Source organism: Pseudoxanthomonas sp. 3HH-4, from assembly GCF_006716465.1.
Classification (GTDB): Bacteria; Pseudomonadota; Gammaproteobacteria; order Xanthomonadales; family Xanthomonadaceae; genus Pseudoxanthomonas_A.
Map to the genome: position 1 here is coordinate 879,035 of NZ_VFPB01000001.1, position 18,400 is coordinate 897,434.

The 18,400-nt window shown below is 62.8% G+C and carries 17 protein-coding genes; 7 read left to right on the forward strand and 10 right to left on the reverse strand.

Annotation, left to right across the window (positions count from 1 at the left end):
- Positions 1 to 45 precede the first annotated feature (45 nt).
- Genes FB548_RS03935 through FB548_RS03950 form a run of 4 tightly spaced genes read left to right on the forward strand, consistent with a single transcriptional unit; the run spans position 46 to position 6,975 of the window.
- Positions 46 to 1,008: a glycosyltransferase gene (locus FB548_RS03935; protein WP_185741968.1), complete on the forward strand. Its 963-nt coding sequence runs from the start codon at positions 46 to 48 to the stop codon at positions 1,006 to 1,008.
- Positions 1,005 to 4,139, forward strand: a complete 3,135-nt coding sequence (locus FB548_RS03940) for a glycosyltransferase family 4 protein (RefSeq protein ID WP_142123422.1) — start codon at positions 1,005 to 1,007, stop codon at positions 4,137 to 4,139. The genes FB548_RS03935 and FB548_RS03940 overlap by 4 nt, the downstream gene beginning before the upstream one ends.
- 2 nt (positions 4,140 to 4,141) lie before the next feature.
- Complete coding sequence (locus FB548_RS03945; protein ID WP_142123423.1) at positions 4,142 to 5,128, forward strand: sulfotransferase; 987 nt, start codon at positions 4,142 to 4,144, stop codon at positions 5,126 to 5,128.
- A 14-nt stretch (positions 5,129 to 5,142) separates the two neighbouring features.
- Positions 5,143 to 6,975 (forward strand): alginate lyase family protein, encoded by a 1,833-nt coding sequence (locus tag FB548_RS03950; RefSeq protein WP_185741969.1) that lies wholly within the window; start codon positions 5,143 to 5,145, stop codon positions 6,973 to 6,975.
- A gap of 144 nt (positions 6,976 to 7,119) precedes the next feature.
- On the opposite strand, the gene FB548_RS03955 is transcribed toward FB548_RS03950, so the two are convergent.
- Positions 7,120 to 8,322 (reverse strand): polysaccharide pyruvyl transferase family protein, encoded by a 1,203-nt coding sequence (locus FB548_RS03955; RefSeq protein WP_221625907.1) that lies wholly within the window; start codon positions 8,320 to 8,322, stop codon positions 7,120 to 7,122.
- Between the two features lie 2 nt (positions 8,323 to 8,324).
- On the opposite strand from FB548_RS03955, the gene FB548_RS03960 reads away from it, so the two are divergent.
- The gene (locus FB548_RS03960; RefSeq protein ID WP_142123426.1) at positions 8,325 to 8,810 is read left to right on the forward strand and encodes a hypothetical protein; all 486 of its coding nucleotides are present in this window, start codon (positions 8,325 to 8,327) and stop codon (positions 8,808 to 8,810) included.
- A 31-nt stretch (positions 8,811 to 8,841) separates the two neighbouring features.
- On the opposite strand, the gene FB548_RS03965 is transcribed toward FB548_RS03960, so the two are convergent.
- From FB548_RS03965 to FB548_RS04005, 9 genes are all read right to left on the reverse strand, one after another.
- Complete coding sequence (locus tag FB548_RS03965; protein ID WP_142123427.1) at positions 8,842 to 10,212, reverse strand: hypothetical protein; 1,371 nt, start codon at positions 10,210 to 10,212, stop codon at positions 8,842 to 8,844.
- A gap of 77 nt (positions 10,213 to 10,289) precedes the next feature.
- Positions 10,290 to 10,727, reverse strand: coding sequence for a GtrA family protein (locus FB548_RS03970; RefSeq protein WP_142123428.1), 438 nt, complete (start codon positions 10,725 to 10,727; stop codon positions 10,290 to 10,292).
- On the reverse strand, positions 10,711 to 11,154 hold the full coding sequence (locus FB548_RS03975; protein ID WP_185741970.1) for an acyltransferase: 444 nt from the start codon (positions 11,152 to 11,154) through the stop codon (positions 10,711 to 10,713). The genes FB548_RS03970 and FB548_RS03975 overlap by 17 nt, the downstream gene beginning before the upstream one ends.
- A gap of 107 nt (positions 11,155 to 11,261) precedes the next feature.
- Positions 11,262 to 12,005, reverse strand: a complete 744-nt coding sequence (locus FB548_RS03980) for a class I SAM-dependent methyltransferase (RefSeq protein WP_142123430.1) — start codon at positions 12,003 to 12,005, stop codon at positions 11,262 to 11,264.
- On the reverse strand, positions 12,002 to 12,967 hold the full coding sequence (locus FB548_RS03985; RefSeq protein ID WP_142123431.1) for a glycosyltransferase family 2 protein: 966 nt from the start codon (positions 12,965 to 12,967) through the stop codon (positions 12,002 to 12,004). Before FB548_RS03985 ends, FB548_RS03980 begins: the two co-directional genes overlap by 4 nt.
- On the reverse strand, positions 12,951 to 14,084 hold the full coding sequence (gene wecB, locus FB548_RS03990) for a UDP-N-acetylglucosamine 2-epimerase (non-hydrolyzing) (RefSeq protein ID WP_142123432.1): 1,134 nt from the start codon (positions 14,082 to 14,084) through the stop codon (positions 12,951 to 12,953). Before wecB ends, FB548_RS03985 begins: the two co-directional genes overlap by 17 nt.
- A 9-nt stretch (positions 14,085 to 14,093) precedes the next feature.
- Positions 14,094 to 15,038 (reverse strand): electron transfer flavoprotein subunit alpha/FixB family protein, encoded by a 945-nt coding sequence (locus FB548_RS03995; protein WP_142123433.1) that lies wholly within the window; start codon positions 15,036 to 15,038, stop codon positions 14,094 to 14,096.
- Positions 15,038 to 15,784 carry an electron transfer flavoprotein subunit beta/FixA family protein gene (locus FB548_RS04000; RefSeq protein WP_093487882.1) on the reverse strand — a complete coding sequence of 249 codons (747 nt, stop codon included), beginning with the start codon at positions 15,782 to 15,784 and terminating at the stop codon, positions 15,038 to 15,040. Before FB548_RS04000 ends, FB548_RS03995 begins: the two co-directional genes overlap by 1 nt.
- Before the next feature lie 76 nt (positions 15,785 to 15,860).
- Positions 15,861 to 16,790: a hypothetical protein gene (locus tag FB548_RS04005; protein ID WP_221625908.1), complete on the reverse strand. Its 930-nt coding sequence runs from the start codon at positions 16,788 to 16,790 to the stop codon at positions 15,861 to 15,863.
- 116 nt (positions 16,791 to 16,906) lie between these two features.
- Here FB548_RS04005 and FB548_RS04010 point away from each other — a divergent pair, with 116 nt between their 5' ends.
- Positions 16,907 to 17,638: a CoA transferase subunit A gene (locus FB548_RS04010; RefSeq protein WP_142123435.1), complete on the forward strand. Its 732-nt coding sequence runs from the start codon at positions 16,907 to 16,909 to the stop codon at positions 17,636 to 17,638.
- Positions 17,638 to 18,273 carry a CoA transferase subunit B gene (locus tag FB548_RS04015; RefSeq protein WP_142123436.1) on the forward strand — a complete coding sequence of 212 codons (636 nt, stop codon included), beginning with the start codon at positions 17,638 to 17,640 and terminating at the stop codon, positions 18,271 to 18,273. The genes FB548_RS04010 and FB548_RS04015 overlap by 1 nt, the downstream gene beginning before the upstream one ends.
- The last annotated feature ends 127 nt before the right edge of the window (positions 18,274 to 18,400 follow it).

Here is an 18,400-nt window from a genome sequence, read left to right on the forward strand (position 1 = left end):
TCGGACGAGGGATTCGCCCTGGTTCCGGCGACCAGCTTCGATCAGGTGGCGCCGGTCAGCTGGGCGGGTCGTTCCGTCGTGCACCTGCATTGGCTGGCTTCGGTCCTGTCCGGGGCGCAGACCATGGAGGAGGCGCGTGATCGCATTGCGGCGTTCCGCGCCCGTCTGGGGATGTGGCGGGCGGCCGGCCATCGCATCGTCTGGAGCATGCACAACGTGCTGCCGCACGACTGCGCGATGCCAGAGGCCGAAGTCCAGCTGCGGGAAGTGATCGTGGGGCAGGCCGATGCTGTGCATATCCTGTCCAAGGCATCCGGCGATGAGGCCCGCCAGTATTTCACCCTGCCGGACGAGAAGACCTTCCATCTGCCCCATCCTTCCTATGAAGGATGGTATGCCGACGTCGGCGACAGGATGACGGCGCGCATGGATCTCGGGCTCGCGGCGGACGAGTTCGTCTTCGTCGCGTTCGGATCGATGCAGCGCTACAAGGGGTTGAACGATCTGGTCGACGCATTTGTGGAACTCAAGTGCCGCCACCCGCACCGCCGTTTCCAGCTGATCCTCGCGGGCAAGGTGGTGGACAAGGAATTCCATGCCGAAATCATCGCCAAGTGCGAACCGGTCTCCGGGACGCGGGTGATCGCCAGCGCGATGGAAGAACGCCAGGTCCAGACATTGATGCGGGGGGCGGATGTTTCCGTTGCCCCCTACCGGAGGACGCTCAACTCCGGTGTCGCATTGCTCTCGAGCACGTTCCGTTGCCCGCTGGTCGCACCGCGCGCGGGCGGCCTGGCAGAGCTGTTCGCCGCCGATCCGCATCTGCTCTACGGCGGCGGGGAGGGAGACCGGCTGGTGGATGCGATGGAGCGCGCCATGACCTACGTGCCCAGGCAGGACGTCTTCGACCGGATCCTGGAGGAGCATCGCCCGGAGCGGATATCAAGGAAGTTCTTCGACGAAGTACGCAACAGATTCTTCGCGGGCATGGAGGGAGGTGAGGGATGAGCCAGCAGGCAAACGAGGCGGTTTCCGCACCTGGAGCGCATGCGCGCGTCGCCACCTTCGATGTAAAGGCGTTCGAGCATTACAGGTTCCGCATCGATGCGGTTGACCAGGCGGATGCCGCGAACGCGCGCGGCCTGGTCGGCAAGCTGGAGTTCCTGGCGGCCGATGGCAGGACGCTGGCGGCACCTGCCGACGGCAGCATCAGGACGGACCGGCACGGCACGGTGGTATACCTACCTACCCACGCCGGCGACGATGCGGCTCCGTGGTCGGAGAACCGGGTGACCGCGCCAGCGGAATCGGTTCAGGTGCGCGTGACCGTCAGGAACTGGAAGTGCTCTCCCCAGGTCGTCATTGCCGGCGCGCTCGAGATGAGGCACGAATCGGTGCCCGAGCTCTTCTCTGACACGTTCCCCGTCAGGGGCGGCGTGCCCTACCGGCTGGATCTCGTACTCAGCGATGCAGCCAAGGTGGATCGTGCCGCGCTCGTGATCGTGCAGTACCTCACCGCGGCCGGGGCGGCAGTCCCCGGTCCGTACCCGGGCTGTCTGGTATCGGACCAGTTCGGGCACTACCGCTACCTGAGCGCCAATACGCGGGGTGCACTGACCAGGATCCTGTTGGGCGTGCCGGCGGATGCAGCCACCCTGCGCCTTACGGTACGGCGCTGGCGCAGCCAGAACGATGCCCTCGAACTGACGGCGCCGCCCATCATCGAACTCGACGTGCCGGCCACAATGGTCGCGCCGGAGTGGGACATGCTGCCGACCTCGGGTTGGAGCGCACCCTATCCGCTGCCTGAAGAGGGGGCAGGCCTGATGGACCTCTCGCTGGTGCGTGGCGCCAACCTGTCGTCCGACGAAGCCATCCCTGCGATGGCGGCGCAGTTCCTCGATGCGGCCGGTATTCCGATTCCCGTGCTGCTGAACGATCTGGACGGCGTGGAGCGGCAGACGTTGCCGTTGTCGGCACCCGATCACGAGGGAAGGAGCCACGCCTTTCTATGGCGTCCGGAGGCGGCGGTCTCGATCAGGCTGGGTACTGCAGGCGCCACCACGCGTTATGTGCTCGTCCGGAACGATCTGCGCGCGCGCAATGTGATCGACCAACCGATGTTGCACGCCGGCTATACCGTGCTGCTCCCCGGCGAGCACACGGAGGCACGATGCAATGCTTCCCCGCGCTGGTCGGCCGGGGTCACGGTGGATGCGTTCATGTCCGTTCAGGCAGTGCGTCGCGCGTTGTCGCTGCAGATCGCCTTCCAGGATGCGACAGGAAAAGCACTGAATCCCAAGGGTACGATGACGAATACCGACGGTACGACTGTCATTTACTCGGACAGCAGCGTTTTCGTAACGCTGCCGGATCTCCCTACGGGCAGCCCTGGACTTGTGCATGCCAACGCCACGCTCCGGTTGCTGCCACCGCCGGGCACGGCGACGCTGACGGTCAGGATGTCCGGCCCGGAGTCGCGGGTTCTGGTCGCCGCCCTGCGGATGCGCGGCTTTGATGCGATGCACGAAGACCGCATGTCTCCGGACGCTGTGGCCGATCTCCTGCCACTGGAAGAGCAGTCCGTCGAGAGTGCTCGCTTGCTCGCACGCCAACTGCAGGGCCGATACCCGCAAGAGCTTAGGGTCCAAACTCATTTGCTGGATGCTTTTCGGCGACTGGGCGAGATCGATGACATCGAGCGCGTGGCGCGCCAGGCACTCGCCACCAGCGGTACGGCCACGGCCAAGCTGCGGCTGAAGGCCCGCGTGGCCTTAGGGTCCATCCAAGAACTGGACACCGGTTGGCTGCCTATGGTGGGCATGGCGCCGCCGAGGAATGCCTTGTCGGCACTGCCCCAAGAGGGCGCGCTGCGCGTGGCCCACCTGTTCAAGACCACGGTCCCGGTCGAGAACACGGGTGGGGCCATCCGTTGCCTGAACATCGTCAACTTCCAGCGGAAAGCAGGCATGCTGCCGCTTGTGGTCACGCCTCTGGGCTATCCCGCCCGCGGAGGTTCCGGTACGCCCTGGGAGAAGGAACTGATCGATCAGGTGCCGTACTTCCGCTTGAACTGCGTCGGGAACGATGAGCTCCGTGTGGTTCCCACTCCCGTGCAGCTCGACTTCACCGCCATGCTGACCACGCGTCTGCTCGTGCAGGAAGGCGTCGACGTCATACAGGCCAGTTCCGGCTACCGCGGCTATGAACAGGCATTGGTCGGTCTGTCGGTATCCAGGGCGTTGGGCGTGCCCTTCGTCTATGAAGTCCGGTCGTACCACGAGCACACCTGGCGCGCGCTTTCGGATTGGGTGCTGGATGCGCCACACACTCGCCGGCGTATCGAGCAGGAGAACCGCTGCATGCGGGAAGCGGATGCCGTGGTGACGATCTGCGAGACCATGAAGGCAGGGCTCGTGGAGCGGGGCATTCCGCCGGAAAAGGTTTTCGTGGTGCCCAATAGTGTCGATCTCGAGCACTTCGCCACACCAGCGCAGGAGTCCGTGGATGCGCTGCGCGGGAGTCTGGGCCTGGGGCAGGGCCCAGTTGTGGGTTACATCTCCAATGTATCCATGCGCGAGGGACATCATGTGCTACTGCGCGCGGTGGCGCAGGCGCACGCGCAAGGCGTTGCCATCCAGTGCCTCGTTGTGGGCAAGGGCCGGGAGCTGGTCCAACTGCGTCGCCTGGCCCAGGAACTGGGCATTCAATCGTCCGTTTTCTTTACAGGTGAGGTCCCTCACGAGCAGATTTCCGCCTACTACAGCCTCATCGACATCTTCGTGGTTCCTCGGGTCACCGACTTCGCCAGCGACTACGTCACGCCGATGAAACCCTTCGAGGCTATGGCCATGCGACGGCCGCTGGTGGTGAGCGATCGCCCGGCCCTGATCGAGATCGTGGGAGAGAACGAAGAGCGCGGACTGATCTTCCCGGCTGGCGATCACGTCGCGCTTGCTCAAAGGTTGGTGGAACTCGTCTGTGAGCCGGTGCGCGCCGAGGCCATCGTGAAGGCGGCTAGGGAGTGGATTGAGACTTCCCGCTCGTGGGCCGGTACCATCAAGACCTACGAGAACGTCTATGCGTTCGCCCGCCAGCGGGCGGCCGCACGCCGGCGGGATGTCGGGGCACAGGGCTGAGGATGCAGCATTTCGTCTGCATCGGGCACGCCAAATGCGGCACCACGCTGCTGGACAGCGTGTTCCGTCAGTCACGCCTCATGGGGACGCCTGCGGAGACCAAGGAAATCAAGTTCTTCCTGCCGCGCTTCTTTCCACAGGAGGCGGCCCACGAACGTTATCTGGAAAAGTTCGTAACGGCGGACGGCCAACGTCCCGCCGCGGCCACCTTCGAAGCCTCGCCGCAGTACAGCCACCAGCCGGAGGAGATCCTTCGTGCAGTGCTGGAGAACATCAAACGCACACTGCCGCACGCCAGGATCGTTATCTGCTTCAGGCACCCGGTCCTGCGGGCCTATTCGCACTACATCCATAACCTGCACACATTCGCACTGTATGGAGAGGGCGTGTTTTCGCCCCGGGCCGACTTGCTCCGCAAGCCTTGCAGGATTAGCTTCGAGGAAGCCTTGGCGGGCACGTCCAGGCTGCAGGTCAATTACGCGACGACGCTGCGTCTTGCCTACGAAGTGATGGGGCGGGAGAGCGTGGCGCTATTCTTTCTGGAAGAAGATGGGAAGCGGCTAGGAGACTGGTCGCGGCGGCATATAGGTCAGCAGGTGTCTGATGAAGTCGCGCCGATTGCCGAAAGGGTAGGCGCCGTTTTTGTGCGGCGTCCAGTCCCGAACTACCTGATCTCAGAGGGTGTACTCCATGCTTTTGGTTCCCAGCCCGGGGAGTACGTACGATACGAAGATGGAGATCATGACCGTCTTCAGTTGGTCCTTCGTGCCCGTGATCGCTGGACGCTCGAACTACTTGGTCAGGAGTCTGCTCGCTTGGCGCGCGACTACTTCCAGGCTGATATGCGAGCTTGCGCAACATTGAGTGACGACGAAAACTTCCTTAACTACCTTTCTTGTTTCCCCAATGATCAGTTTGCGGAAGTCACTTCACTTGAAACTCTCTGCACGCTACATGACATCAACGTGCCGCCTTATGTCCGGCCATGAGCTCGAGTCCTGATATGACTTTAGATGGCTGCATTCAAAGCGTCGTGCGAATAGCTTCAGGCTTGCTGAAGAAGTCGCGCACCTTGGCATTCGTCCTGAGTTGTTCACTGTTGCTTCCGGGCGCCGCTGTCGTCGCCCGCCAGACAGAGGCTTCTCGTGTAAACCTCTCGGACGTTATGTCCTATGGAATGTGGTTCCGCTCAGATGAGGGGGTTGACAGGACCGTAGGCTACGCAGAAGAGGTGATGGCTGGAAGATTCAAGCCGCGGCGTGATGTCGACTACTGGGAGTTCTCGTATCCCATTGACTGGTCTGCCGATCCCTATAAGGAGGACAATTGGCAGTTCCTGCTGCACTCGCTCTATATGCTGGATCCATTGCTGATCGCAGAGAGTCGGAAGAAGGATGAGCGTTACATTAGGGGCGCGCTCAGGATTGTTTCGGATTGGGATGCTTTCCATGTTCCGCAAGGCCGTAGTGCCAAGTATTCTTGGTACAACATGGCGGTGGGCATGAGGTCTGCGAAGATCGCCTACTTGCACAGTCGGTTACGGACCGAATATCCGAGGCTATTGGATACTCAGACAGAGAGGATGTTCGCCAGGCTTGCAGAGGCCCATGTGACCCCGGTCATTAAGGGCGACATTCCACTTCGCATGACCAATCATGGGCTCTTTCAGATACATGGTGTGGTGGCGATATGTAGAGAGTTCCTTCGAGCGCCTGGTTGTCGTGAGAGCGGGAAGTTCGTAGAGCACAATCTCGATCGCATCATTGCGGCCCAGTTTGATGAGGAGGGAATGCATCTCGAACATTCGCCGGCGTACCATCGTTTTACGCTGAACAAGCTAGAGGCGCTCGCGGCGACGGGCTGGTACGCGGATTTTCCCAGTATCGTGTCCGTCAGTCGCAAGGCGCGCTCCAATCTGTTCTGGCTGATCGACCCGGCCGGTAGATTTTGGGGGGTGGGGGATTCCATACCTTCAGAACAGCCGGGGCGTGAGAATCTGGATCTTCCCAGCAACGAGTGCCCCGTCAGTCTTGATTCTGATGTTCACGTTCCGTCAGCTTGTGTAGTCATGCGGAGATTTGAATCGGGGTATGTTTCGATCAAAACGCTCCCGAGCGTGGCGGTGAAGCGCGCTTCCGGCCTTTTTTTCCAAGGTGGCTTCCATTCCAGCGTACACAAACACCTCGATGATCAATCATTCGAGCTCTTCGAGCTGGGTGATCGTCTTGTAGTGGATAGTGGCTACTATGGATATATGGCACACCCGATGCGGCGCTACATGCTCTCCACCCGCGCGCACAACACCGTGGAAATTGGAGGGAAGGACTTCAGTCGAGCCGATTCCGATGCCTACGGAAGTGCGTTGAGGAAGGCGGAATGGTCGGATGGCTACTTAAAGGTGCAAGGCCGTGTAGAACACAAAAAGCTGGGGGCCGTTCACACGCGCCAGCTCCTTTATCGGCCCGGGGACTGGCTTCTGGTCAGGGACTGGATTGGAGGGAAACAGGATCGAGAGGTGGTTCAGTGGTTCCACCTCAACCCGGATGTGATTCTTCTTCGTCAATCGCGAGATTCTGCTTCGTTCTCTTTGAACGGAGCGGAGTTTTCGATTCGAAGTATCTCTGGTTGCGCTCTGCGCCTGGACCGCGGCACCAAGAGCCCGGCGCTGCAGGGTTGGTACAGTCCCACGCAAGGGGTAGCTGTTCCAAACTACGCGCTGGGCTTTGTTTGCCAGAAAGCCGGCGCCCTTGAGGTGGCCCTGACATTTTCCTCTGGGGCAGCAGAGGAGTTGAACAAAAGGCTCTCCACGCTAAGGGGCGAGAACGCTCTGCGTTGATGCGCTCGCCAGGAAGCAGTGAATCCCATGCAGCTTCAGTTGCAGCTTGCTGCGGGGATTACCGGTGCAGCACTATCCCAGAATCGCGGCAGGGCCATTAGCACGATTCCAGCGGGCGACTGGACGTCAGAATCCAATATCGCTTTACACTAAGCGAAGGGCGTCAATCAGCGAGTTGAGGGTGCTCTCCGCGCGTCTGCGAAGTAGGTTCCGCGTGGCCCACGGGATGACGGGAGTGTATTGGGAGAACCGGTCGGGCAGATGCTTGTCCGCGATCGAGCTCAGGAGGTCCGGTCGCTCCATCATCCGCATCAGGTTGCGGCTCTTGTCGGTGGCGGAAAGGACGAAGGATGGCACGCCGTAGGCGGCGGCCACCACGGTGCCATGGAACTTCATGCTAGTCAGTGCCGTGCATTCGCCGATGGCCTTGCACAGGTCCATCGTGGAGTCGCTGTAGATGACCTCCTTGCCGGGGATGTCGAGATCCTTGGCGCGCGCCACGTCGCGTTCGCCCACGGCACCGCTGCCGAGGATGATGTGCCGGATGCGGTATCCCAGCGCTTGCGCCTTGTTGCACAGCGCGATGACATTGGTCAGGTCGTCGGGTTTGTCTGCCCTGTCACGAGTGACCACGCCGAGGATCGGCGCCCCCTTGGGCTTGGGGGCGGGCGGAAGGTCGAGCGCGAACACGATGTCGGCGGTATTCGTCGGCTCGATGCGCGGTTTCAAATGCTTGCTGATCCATGCCGCGCTTTCCTTGTCGCGCGCATTGAAGTAGCGGATGTTGGGGTGCGACAGGAACTCATGCATGTACTGCACGGCTGGAGCCGCCGTCCCCTTCCAGGTCGGTACGCCCACGCCGCAGATATGGACCGGCTTCTCCAAGTATTCCTTCTTCCAGTACAGGTCCGAAACGGTCCAGGGCATGACCAGATCACCGCCGCCGATAACCAGCGCGTCGACCTCCTCCAAGACCTCTGGCACCGGGCGCGAGAAGTACGGCTTCTTGGTGAGGTCATTGAGGACCTTCAGTTCGAATTCCGGCTCCAGCCACTGCCGGTAGACGTCCACGAACAGCTCGTCGCCGAAGTTACCCCAGCCGAAGAAGCCGATGAGTCCGATTCTCTTTTTTTGCGTCATATGGATGTCTCGCTGCCGGCCTTGGCCGGGGTGCTGCCCGGATTTGCTCCAGGGCCGGGGGATTAGGCGCCCCAGGGGGGACGAGTATGAAATAATCGCACGGCGTGTCCATGAACACGAGCACAAGCACGGCCACCTGATGCGAGCGGTCGTTGCCGTGAGCCGTGGCGAATCCTTCCCCAGACCCTCGAACCAATTGAAGGCCACCTATGCGTAACCTGCTGTTTGTTTCGTTGTTCCTGTTGGCGGCCTGCGGTGGCAATGGCGCCTCTGCACCCGCGCAGACCACGACGCCCGAACCGGCTCCGGAGGTCAGCGCGGAACCCGCCGCCGTCGTACCCTCGGACGAGTTCAAGACCTCCACGTTGCGCACGCCGCTGCCCGAGGGACTTGAGTTCCCCTTTTCGTATCACCGGTTGAATGACAATGTGAAGACAGCGGAAGCGGACAAAGAGCGTCGGGTCTTCGTTGAAATCCTCGGCACTGCACCACAGCAGGCAAGGGATGCACTGGATCAAGCGTTGAAGGGAAAAGGGTTCGTTGAACCAGTGTCGCAGCAGGTTAAAGGCGTGACCGAGTTCACCTACTCCCGCGCGGACGGGGCCCAGGTCATTGTGAAGTTGGACGAGCGCCTCAACAAGAAGAAGGCGCCGAACGCTACCGGAACGATCCATCTGACGTGGCGTTCTGCCTGAAGGCGCATCGATCCCTGAGCGGCGCAGCTGCTCAGGGGTCGGATCGACGCGAAGCGACGAAATGCTCGGCGACCATCATGAGAGTCGTCCAGCCAAGCAGCATCACCCAGTGCATGTAGCGAAAGCTTTCGATGGGTGATGTGAAGTAGAGCGAGAACGCAAGACCGACGCCACTCAGCCCCATGAAGAGCAGCAGACTGGGGGGTGCGGTCGGCGGCTCGCGGACAATCCGGACGAAACCGATGATTCCGGCGGCCACGGTAACGAGCAGCCAGAAGCCCGGGTGGTAAAGCAGCGCCAGACTGCCGCTCAGCACGATGCTGCGAAGCGTGTATTGCAGTGAATCCGGATTCAGTGTCTTCGGCAGTGCGTATTGCGGATTCAGCACGTAGCTGTGATTGACCCATTCCTGCCTGTCGCACAACTGCATGAGGCAGGAGAAGGCTGTCGTCCGATGCTTGAAGTAGGCCATCGGATAGGCGCGGACCATGTCCCGGTGCGCCTTCTTGACACCTTCCGCATCATGATGGCGATAGACGTTGAGCGAGAACGGCGAATTCGGGCGGGTCGTGGTGCGGATGACGTTGCCGGCCACCGCGGGTGAGTAGCGCTGATAGATGCGCCGGAGGAACTGCGGTCTGTTGTCCGTGAACTCGATCGGATGACTCAGCAGCCTTTGGGCAGCAGCCTCTGCATCACCCGAATACACGATGATGCCGGCCATGTCGTACAGGTAGATCGCGGTCGTGGGATTCGCCGGCTTGGCGATCAGGCGGTTGACCATCGACACGCCGAAATACAGGACGACGGCGGTCGCGACGCCCGTGGCCGAGGCGATGAACAGTCGCCACCACTTGCCTTGCATCGGCAGGGCCAGATAGGCCGCGCCAGCCAGAAGTCCCGCAGTGGCGGCGAGCGCATTGTGCCGGAATGCGGTGGCGGCCAGGCAGAACAGGACGACGGCGGCGCCGTGCGCGTAGCGTCGGTCGGTGCTGCCGGCATCCCGCATGCGGAACAGGTGCACCAGCGCCAGCAGCAGGAAGGCCGACATCCAGATGTCCTTCCAGATCATCCCGGAGAGCGTCATCACCGGCGGGAACAGGCTGAACACAACGACCACGAGCCAGCGCGGGAATCGGGCGGACAGCTTCGGAAACGCCTGCGCACATAGGGCTGAACATCCATACGCATACAGCGCCGCCTGTGCCAACAACATGCCGGCGGGGCCTTCGACGATGCGGTCGAACACGCTCCATATCATCGCCATCACCGGCGGGTGCCAATCGTTGAACTCGAACGAACGGGCCTGCCGCAGCGACGCGATGCTGTCGTTCGACATGATGCCCGGATAGAACATCAGCACGATGAAGGCGGCTACCGCAAGCCAGGCCCAGGAGGTCATGGTGCGGGGCCGCGGCGGGACAGGCGGAGCAATGCGTGTGTCGGTCATGGAAAGTTCGTGTGCGTTGCCGGCGCCGGTCAGCGGGTGCGTTTGAAGATGAAAAGGCGGGAGATCAGCAGCTTGAACACCATGCTGACCACCGCCGTCGCGATGTAGGCGAGGTGGTAGTTCTGCAGCAGGCGGTTGATTGCCGCGAACAGCGCGACCTCCACTGCCCGGAACATCAGGATGGAAGGGAAGAACTTGGCTGCTTCCACGAGCAACGGCCCTTTCCCGCCACGGAACACGTAGTGCCTGCAGCCGAAGAAATTGAGTACCGAGCAGGTGACGACCGCGCAGGAATACGCCGCTTCGACGGCCATTCCGGCGATGTTGTGGAACAGGATCGTCAGCACGTATCCCAGCACGAGGCTGACTACCGACAGCACGCCCATGCGGAAACCTTCGCCCGCCAGCGCGCCCAGTCGGCGTCGTGCGGCGTCCCCGCCAGGGGTGGGTTCAGGCTGCCGGACCACGATCGCCGCCGGTACCGCGCGTTCGGACCACCCGCGCGGGGACGCCCATCGCGATGGAATTGGGGGGGATGCTCCGGGTGACCACGCTCCCCGCCGCGATGACCGAGCCGCGGCCTATGGTGACGCCGCGCATGACCTTGACGCCGCAACCGCACCAGACGTCATCCTCCAGCGTGATCGGCGACGCGCGTTTGCCCTGCTGCCAGATGGGCGTATCAGGGTCATCGAACACATGGTCCTCGCTGATGAACGAGCAGCCATGGGCGATGCGGCAATGGTTTCCGATCGACAGGCCACCGAAGCCATCGAGAAACACGCCCTCGTTGATCGTGACGTGGCGACCGATACGCACGCCTTCCGGAAACCAGATCGTGACGCCATCCTTGATCTTCCAGCTGCGAATCTCCGCGACGAACAGCTTGAGCACGGCGAACCGGAGTGCATCGCCGAGTGGAGGCGGAAGATATTTCACGGTCCCGTAGAGCGTGAAGAAGGCAGCTGCGCGCGCGTAAGCGGCGAGCGAGTACTTCGTGCTCACTGGCGACGGGCCACGCAGATCACGGACAACCCGATGAACGGTCCCGTCAGACGATCAAGGACCCTCAGATAAGGCATCGCATGTTGGATGCGGCGGATCTGGGAGACCGTGAATGTGCGGGAGAAATTCTCCTGCCGCTTCAGGATGCGGGACTTGAGGAAGTAGGGAGCGACGCCGGCGATGTTCATGTAGTGGCATTTCTCCACCGAGAACCCTGCCGCTTCCACCACCTTGCGCAGGCGCGAGCGGCTGTAGCGCCGGTAGTGACCGGAAGCTTCGTCCACGGGGCCGTAGAGGAACTGCAGGGCGGGCACCTTGATGTAAAGCCCTCCGCCCGGGGCGAGCGCTTCATGGAACTGCTTGAGCACGGCAAGATCGTCGGGAAGATGCTCGAGTACGTCGAGGGTGAAGATGCTCTTGACCCCGTGGCGAGCCAGTGTCCCGCCGCACTGGGCTAGGTCGCAATCTTCCACCAGAACGCCTGGCCGTCCGGCGAAGCGCTGCCGGAGCAAGTCGAGATTCTCTTGCCCGCCTTCTAAAAGCACCAAGGGCTCGACGCGATGGGAAAGGAGTTCCGAAAAATGGCCAGAGCCTGCCCCAGCGTCTGCCGCAGGCCCTTGAAATTCGTGCCCGAACAGCGCAAGCGTCCAAGCGTAGTAAGCCGTCATGTGCGACAGCATGGATTGCGCGGCGTGGTGCTCTGGATTGCTTCTCCAGTCGAACCCGCCGGCCCCGCTCATACGTTGCTCCGCTTGTCGATCATGTCGGCCAGTACCGCGAAGATCCCAACGTTCAGGCTCATCGTCAGCAGTACCAAGGACTTCTCCGTAAGGTCGCGCAGGATGAAGGTGTCGTAAGCGAGGCTGGCGACGCTGGCCAGCAGCAGCGCCACGATCAGCGGTGCGAGGATCCGGAGCGGCGCAAAGTACATGCCGGTCCGCCCGATGATCTGCACGAATCGCAATGTGTCCTTGATCGGGTGGATCTTCGAGTTCCCCTTGCGCTGATAATAGTCGATGGGCTCGAAGTGGACGCGATAGTTGTTGCGCAGGGACGATATGGTGATGGTGATGGTGAAGCTGAAGCCATTGGGGAGTATGCGAACGAACTTCTGCGCCATGTTCTTGCGGAAAACCCGCATCCCGGAGTTGATGTCCGGCACCTTCATGTTGACGATCCAGTTGATCCAGCGGTGCAGGAAGAACTTGGGGATCTTGCGTAGCGTGGAGTAGGTGACATTGTTGCCAGTGCGCGCACCCACAACCATGTCGTAATCGGCCGCCATCTTCACCAGCCTGGGAAGATCGTGGATCGGGTAGGTGCCGTCGGCATCGATGATGGCAATCATCTCCGATTCTGCGTGCCGCATGCCCGTCTTCAATGCGGCGCCATACCCGCGATTGCGGTCATGCGGTACCACGCGCAATTGCGGGAAAGCCTCCTTCAGCATTTGCAGTCTGGCCAGGGTACGGTCCACCGATCCATCTTCGATCGCGACGATCTCGTAGCTTTCCAGCGTCGCAAGCGCTCCAGCCAGCTTCTGGATGGTTTCATCGATCGCATTCTCCTCGTTGTAGCAGGGAACAAGGACACTGACTGCGGGTGTGGATTTGAGGTTCACGTTGTTCTCGAAATGCGGATCGCGCCCAGGCCGGGCAGGGGAACCGAGTGTCATCGCAGGCGCCTCAGGCTTGGGATGCATCGCCCGTCACCACGATCTCGGCGATGCGGCGACTAGCGAGTCCGTCGCCATAGGGATTGTGCGCGCGCGCCATGGCCAAGTACGCGTTTTCGTTATCGAGCAGTGCGACGGTTTCCGCGACGATGCGCGCCGGATCGGTGCCCACCAGCTTGACCGTGCCCGCATCCACGGCTTCCGGTCGCTCCGTGGTATTGCGCATCACCAGTACGGGCTTGCCAAGGGAAGGGGCTTCCTCCTGCACACCACCCGAGTCTGTGATGATCAGGTGCGAGCGGGACATCAGGTAGACAAACGGAAGATAGTCCAGCGGCTCGATGAGGTGGATGTTGTCCGTGCCCGAAAGGATGCGTTTGACGGGTTCCTGGACATTTGGGTTCAGATGGACGGGATAAATCACCTGGGTGTCGCCGCGTCGGGCGATTTCGCGGATCGCGGTGCAGATGTCCTCGAACCCCTTGCCGAAGTTCTCGCGGCGGTGGCCTGTGATAAGAATGAGTCGTTTGGACGGGTCCAGGAAAGGAAATCGGTTTGCCAGTGATGCTTCGAGTGTCGGGTCGGCGTCGATTCGCGTCACGATCGCGAGCAGGGCATCGATGACGGTATTGCCAGTGACGTGCACGGCGCCGGCCTGCGTATTCTCTGCCAGCAGGTTTTGCCGTGAGCGCTCGGTGGGGGCAAAGTGCAGACTCGCCAACGGAGCGGTCAGCCTGCGGTTCGCTTCCTCGGGCCAAGGTGAATACATGTCCCCTGTGCGGAGCCCGGCTTCGACGTGACCCACGGGGACGCGGTTGTAGAAGGCGGCTAGTGACGTGGCTAGCGTCGTACTGGTGTCGCCATGCACCAGGACAAGGTCCGGCTTCCTCGAATCAATGAGTTCCGTCATGCCTTGGAGAATCCGTGATGTAAGCGCGGCCAAGCTCTGGCCGGGCTGCATTACGTCAAGGTCATCATCTGGCACGATACCGAACAGGTCCAGCACTTGGTCCAGCATCTGGCGATGCTGCGCGGTCACCGCAACGAGCGTCGTCACCCCGGGATGCTGCTTCAGCGCAGCCACGACGGGAGCCATCTTGATCGCTTCCGGCCGCGTGCCGAAGACCACCATAACCTTCTTCATCGTGCTTCCTTAGCTTTGAATCACTGCTTCCAGTTCAGGCAGCAACGTAAACAAATCCCCCACCAACCCAATATCAGCAATCTCGAAGATCGGCGCTTCGCCGTCCTTGTTGATCGCCACGATGGTGCCTGCGTCCTTGATGCCGGTCAGGTGCTGGATGGCGCCGGAGATACCGACAGCCACGTAAAGCTCGGGGGCGATGATCTTGCCGGTCTGGCCGACCTGAAGTTCGTTCGGCACGTAGCCGGCGTCGACGGCGGCGCGGGAGGCGCCGACGGCGGCCCCCAGTTTGTCGGCCAGGGCGTAGATGACCTTGAAGTTCTCGGCCGAACCCACGCCGCGGCCACCGGAAACGACGCGCTTGGCGCTCTGCAGGTCGGGACGGTCGGACTTGCCGGCGGCCAGGCCCAGGTAACGCGTATGCGTCGGCAGGGCGGCTTCTACGCTGGTGGCTTCAACAGTCGCGCTGCCGCCCTTGGCGGCTTCCGGCCACGACGCCGTGCGTACGGTGGCGACGACGATCTGGTCGGCCGGCGTTTCGACGGTGATGATGGCGTTGCCGGCGTAGATCGGGCGCTTGAAGGTGTGCGGGCCTTCCACGGCCATCAGGTCGGAGACCTGGTTGACGCCGAGCAGGGCGGCCACGCAGGGCAGCAGGTCCTTGCCGAAGGTAGTGGACGGGGCGAACACGTGCGTGTAGTCCGTCGCGAGCTTGGCGATCTGCGGGGCCAGTACCTGGGCGATGGCGTTCGCATGGGCCGCGTTGGCGACGGCCAGCACCTTGGCGACGCCGGCGATCTGCGCGGCTTCAGCGGCGACGGCCGTCGGGTCGGCGGCCAACACGACCACGTCGATGGCATCGGCCTTCACCGCGGCGGCGGCGCTGACGGTCTTGGCGGTGGAGGCGTTGAGCTTGCCGTCCAGGTGTTCGGCGATGACGAGAACCTTGGCCATTACAGCAACCCCTTCTGCTTGAGTGCGGCGACCAGTTCGGCCGCGTCCTTCACCATGACGCCCTTGCTGCGCTTGGCCGGCGGGGCGTAGTGCGTGGTCTTGTGCGTATCGGCGGATTCGACGCCCAGATCGGTCAGCTGCAGCGTTTCCAGCGGCTTGCTCTTGGCCTTCATGATGTCCGGCAGCTTGATGAAGCGCGGCTCATTGAGGCGCAGGTCGGTGGTGACGACGGCGGGCAGGTCGACCTCGAGCGTTTCCAGGCCGGCATCGACCTCGCGGACCACCGTGGCCTTGCCGTCGGCGATGTCGAGCTTGCCGGCGAACGTCGCCTGCGGACGGCCCCACAGCGTGGCCAGCATCTGGCCGGTCTGGTTGGCGTCGTCGTCGATGGCCTGCTTGCCGAGGATCACCAGGTCCGGCGATTCCTTCTCGACCAGCTTCAGCAGGGTGCGGGCGGCGGTCAGCGGCTGGATGGCCTGGTCGGTGACCACGTGGATGGCGCGGTTGGCGCCCATGGCCAGGCCGTTGCGCAAGTGGGCCTGGGCGTCGGCGGGGGCGATGGTGGCGACCACGACTTCCGTGGCGATGCCCTTGTCGCGCAAGCGCAGGGCTTCTTCCAGCGCGATTTCGTCGAAGGGGTTGGGGGACAGCTTGACGCCGTCGGTGACCACGCCGGAACCGTCCGGCTTGACCTGGATGCGGACGTTGTAGTCCACCACGCGCTTGTAAGCGACGAGAATCTTCATCCTGCGAGAATTCCTGTATGCGACGGTGAGGCCCGGCCGCGGCGGCTGGCCGAGGGCAGACGTGGGATTTTAGCGGTCAGGCGGGGGCCATGCGAGCCCGTACGGTGCCATCCGCCAGCTGTTCCGCCAGAACACCTGCAAAACGTGCCGCGCTACCGGGGGCTTGGGCGAAAAACAGAGATGGTTCCGTGAGCTCCAGTTCCAGCAGCTGCGGTTGCCCGTCGGTGCCGGTCAACAGGTCGATGCGCGCGTAGGGAAGGGGCGTCTCGAGCTGCCTCAGGCGCGCGGTGGCGCTGAGGACCCGCTCGGCCAGTGCCTGCTCGGCGGGGGTGGCGGTGGTCGCCACGATCTCGCCGAGAGCCATCGGCGCTTGCCTCGCCGCTTCGCCGGGAGGCAGCTGGGCGCTTTTCCGGGCGGCGTGGCTGAACCGGCCATCGAAGTACAGCAGCGCGGTTTCGCCATGTTGGTCGACCGAAGCCAGATAGGGCTGCAGCATCACGCTGCGCTCCTGCTCCAGCAGTCGGCCGATATGGTTGCCGGCTACGAACTGCTGGTCGCGGGCGTAGCGCTGGGTGTCGCGAGCCCCGGCGCTGACCGTGGGCTTGACGACGAATTCCTCTGCGTCGAACTCGCCCAGGAATGCCGCCAGCGCGTCCATCGGCTCGGCATCCGGCTCAACGAAGCGCGTGGGCACGACCGGGATGCCGATCGTGGCCAGATCCGCCAGGTAGTGCTTGTCGGTGTTCCAGCGCACCACGTTGAGTGGGTTGAGCAACGCGCTCACGCCGTCGACATGCATACACCACGCCAGGAATTCGGGCAGGCGCTCGGTGTAGTCCCAGGGCGAACGCAGCAGCACTGCGTCGAAGCGCGCCCAGCTGACCGTCGGATCGTCCCAGGCCACGGCATGGGCATGCAGGCCGGCGTCGGCGCAGGCATCAAGCAATGGCAGCAGATCGTCGTCGTGGCCGCTGGCGGCCACGGCCGTGACGAGGGCGAGGGTCATCATGCACACCAGTGTACGCGCACGCCCCGCACGGGATTCCCATTGCCCGAAAGTACCTGTGTCCGGGATGGGGGGCTGGGTAGAATGCGGGCTTTCCTCATCGAATGGATCACGCCATGACGGGTAACCCCGGCTCCGGAGGCAAGCAGAAGGTCTATCCCAGTGCGGCGGACGCGCTGAAGGGCGTGGTGGCTGATGGCCAAACGCTGGCGGTCGGCGGCTTCGGCCTGTGCGGCATCCCCGAGGCGCTGATCGGCGCCCTGCGCGACAGCGGGGTGAAGGGTCTTACCGCGATCTCCAACAACGCAGGCGTGGACGGCTTCGGCCTAGGCCTGCTGCTTGAGACCCGCCAGATCAGCAAGATGATTTCGTCCTACGTGGGCGAGAACAAGGAATTCGAACGGCAATTCCTGTCGGGCGAGCTGGAACTGGAGTTCAACCCGCAGGGCACGCTGGCCGAGCGCCTGCGTGCTGGCGGCGCGGGCATCCCGGCCTTCTTCACCCGGACGGGCTACGGCACGGTCGTCGCAGAGGGCAAGGAAACCCGCCAGTTCGGCGAGCACTGGTACGTGATGGAGACCGCCCTGATGGCCGACGTCGCGCTGGTCAAGGCGTGGAAGGCCGACAAGGCGGGCAACCTCGTGTTCCGCAAGACCGCGCGCAATTTCAACCCGGCCTGCGCCATGGCCGGAAAGGTCTGCATTGCCGAGGTCGAGGAGGTGGTCGAGGTAGGCGCGATCGACCCCGAACACGTCCACCTGCCGGGCATCTACGTGGATCGCATCGTCCACAACCCGACCCCCGAGAAGCGCATCGAGCAGCGCACCGTCCGCCAAGGAGACAAGTGATGCCCTGGACCCGCGATGAAATGGCACAGCGCGCCGCCCGCGAACTGACGGACGGTGCCTACGTCAACCTCGGCATCGGCCTGCCGACCTTGGTCGCCAACCACATCCCCGCCGGCATGGACGTCTGGCTGCAGTCCGAGAACGGCCTGCTCGGCATCGGCCCGTTCCCGACCGAGGACGAGGTCGACGCCGACCTGATCAATGCCGGCAAGCAGACGGTCACCGCCCGTGCGGGCGCCAGCTACTTCGGCAGCCACGACTCCTTCGCGATGATCCGTGGCGGCCACATCGACCTGGCGGTGCTGGGCGCCATGCAGGTCACCGACAAAGGCGACCTGGCGAACTGGATGGTCCCTGGCAAGATGGTCAAGGGTATGGGCGGCGCCATGGACCTGGTGGCCGGGGTCAAGCGCATCGTCGTGCTGATGGAGCACGTGGCGAAGGACGGGAGCCACAAGATCCTGCCGCAGTGCGACCTGCCCCTGACGGGCGTGGGCGTGGTGGACAGGATCATCACGGACCTGGCGGTTTTTGACGTGACGCCCGAGGGACTGGTGCTGGTGGAAAAGGCCGAGGGCGTTACCGAAGCGGAACTGGCGACGAAGACCGGCGTGCCCTTCCGATCCGCCGCATGAATCACTTTAAGTCGTGATGCAAGTCCGGTTGTCGTGCGCGATGGCGCACGCCTGACTTTCAGCTGTACGTTTTCCGGCCGATAACGCGGAGAGGCGAACCTGTTGGCTGTTTTGTGGCCCGGGAGCT

Bases quoted from the DNA above. Each gene is read 5' to 3' on its own strand.
- FB548_RS04015 (WP_142123436.1), top strand. From the start codon at position 17,638: ATGCCCTGGACCCGCGATGAAATGGCACAGCGCGCCGCCCGCGAACTG.
- FB548_RS03995 (WP_142123433.1), bottom strand. From the start codon at position 15,038: ATGGCCAAGGTTCTCGTCATCGCCGAACACCTGGACGGCAAGCTCAAC.
- FB548_RS04005 (WP_221625908.1), bottom strand. From the start codon at position 16,790: ATGACCCTCGCCCTCGTCACGGCCGTGGCCGCCAGCGGCCACGACGAC.
- FB548_RS04010 (WP_142123435.1), top strand. From the start codon at position 16,907: ATGACGGGTAACCCCGGCTCCGGAGGCAAGCAGAAGGTCTATCCCAGT.
- FB548_RS03950 (WP_185741969.1), top strand. From the start codon at position 5,143: ATGACTTTAGATGGCTGCATTCAAAGCGTCGTGCGAATAGCTTCAGGC.
- FB548_RS03960 (WP_142123426.1), top strand. From the start codon at position 8,325: ATGCGTAACCTGCTGTTTGTTTCGTTGTTCCTGTTGGCGGCCTGCGGT.
- FB548_RS04000 (WP_093487882.1), bottom strand. From the start codon at position 15,784: ATGAAGATTCTCGTCGCTTACAAGCGCGTGGTGGACTACAACGTCCGC.
- FB548_RS03940 (WP_142123422.1), top strand. From the start codon at position 1,005: ATGAGCCAGCAGGCAAACGAGGCGGTTTCCGCACCTGGAGCGCATGCG.
- FB548_RS03965 (WP_142123427.1), bottom strand. From the start codon at position 10,212: ATGACCTCCTGGGCCTGGCTTGCGGTAGCCGCCTTCATCGTGCTGATG.
- wecB (WP_142123432.1), bottom strand. From the start codon at position 14,084: ATGAAGAAGGTTATGGTGGTCTTCGGCACGCGGCCGGAAGCGATCAAG.
- FB548_RS03945 (WP_142123423.1), top strand. From the start codon at position 4,142: ATGCAGCATTTCGTCTGCATCGGGCACGCCAAATGCGGCACCACGCTG.
- FB548_RS03985 (WP_142123431.1), bottom strand. From the start codon at position 12,967: ATGCATCCCAAGCCTGAGGCGCCTGCGATGACACTCGGTTCCCCTGCC.
- FB548_RS03980 (WP_142123430.1), bottom strand. From the start codon at position 12,005: ATGAGCGGGGCCGGCGGGTTCGACTGGAGAAGCAATCCAGAGCACCAC.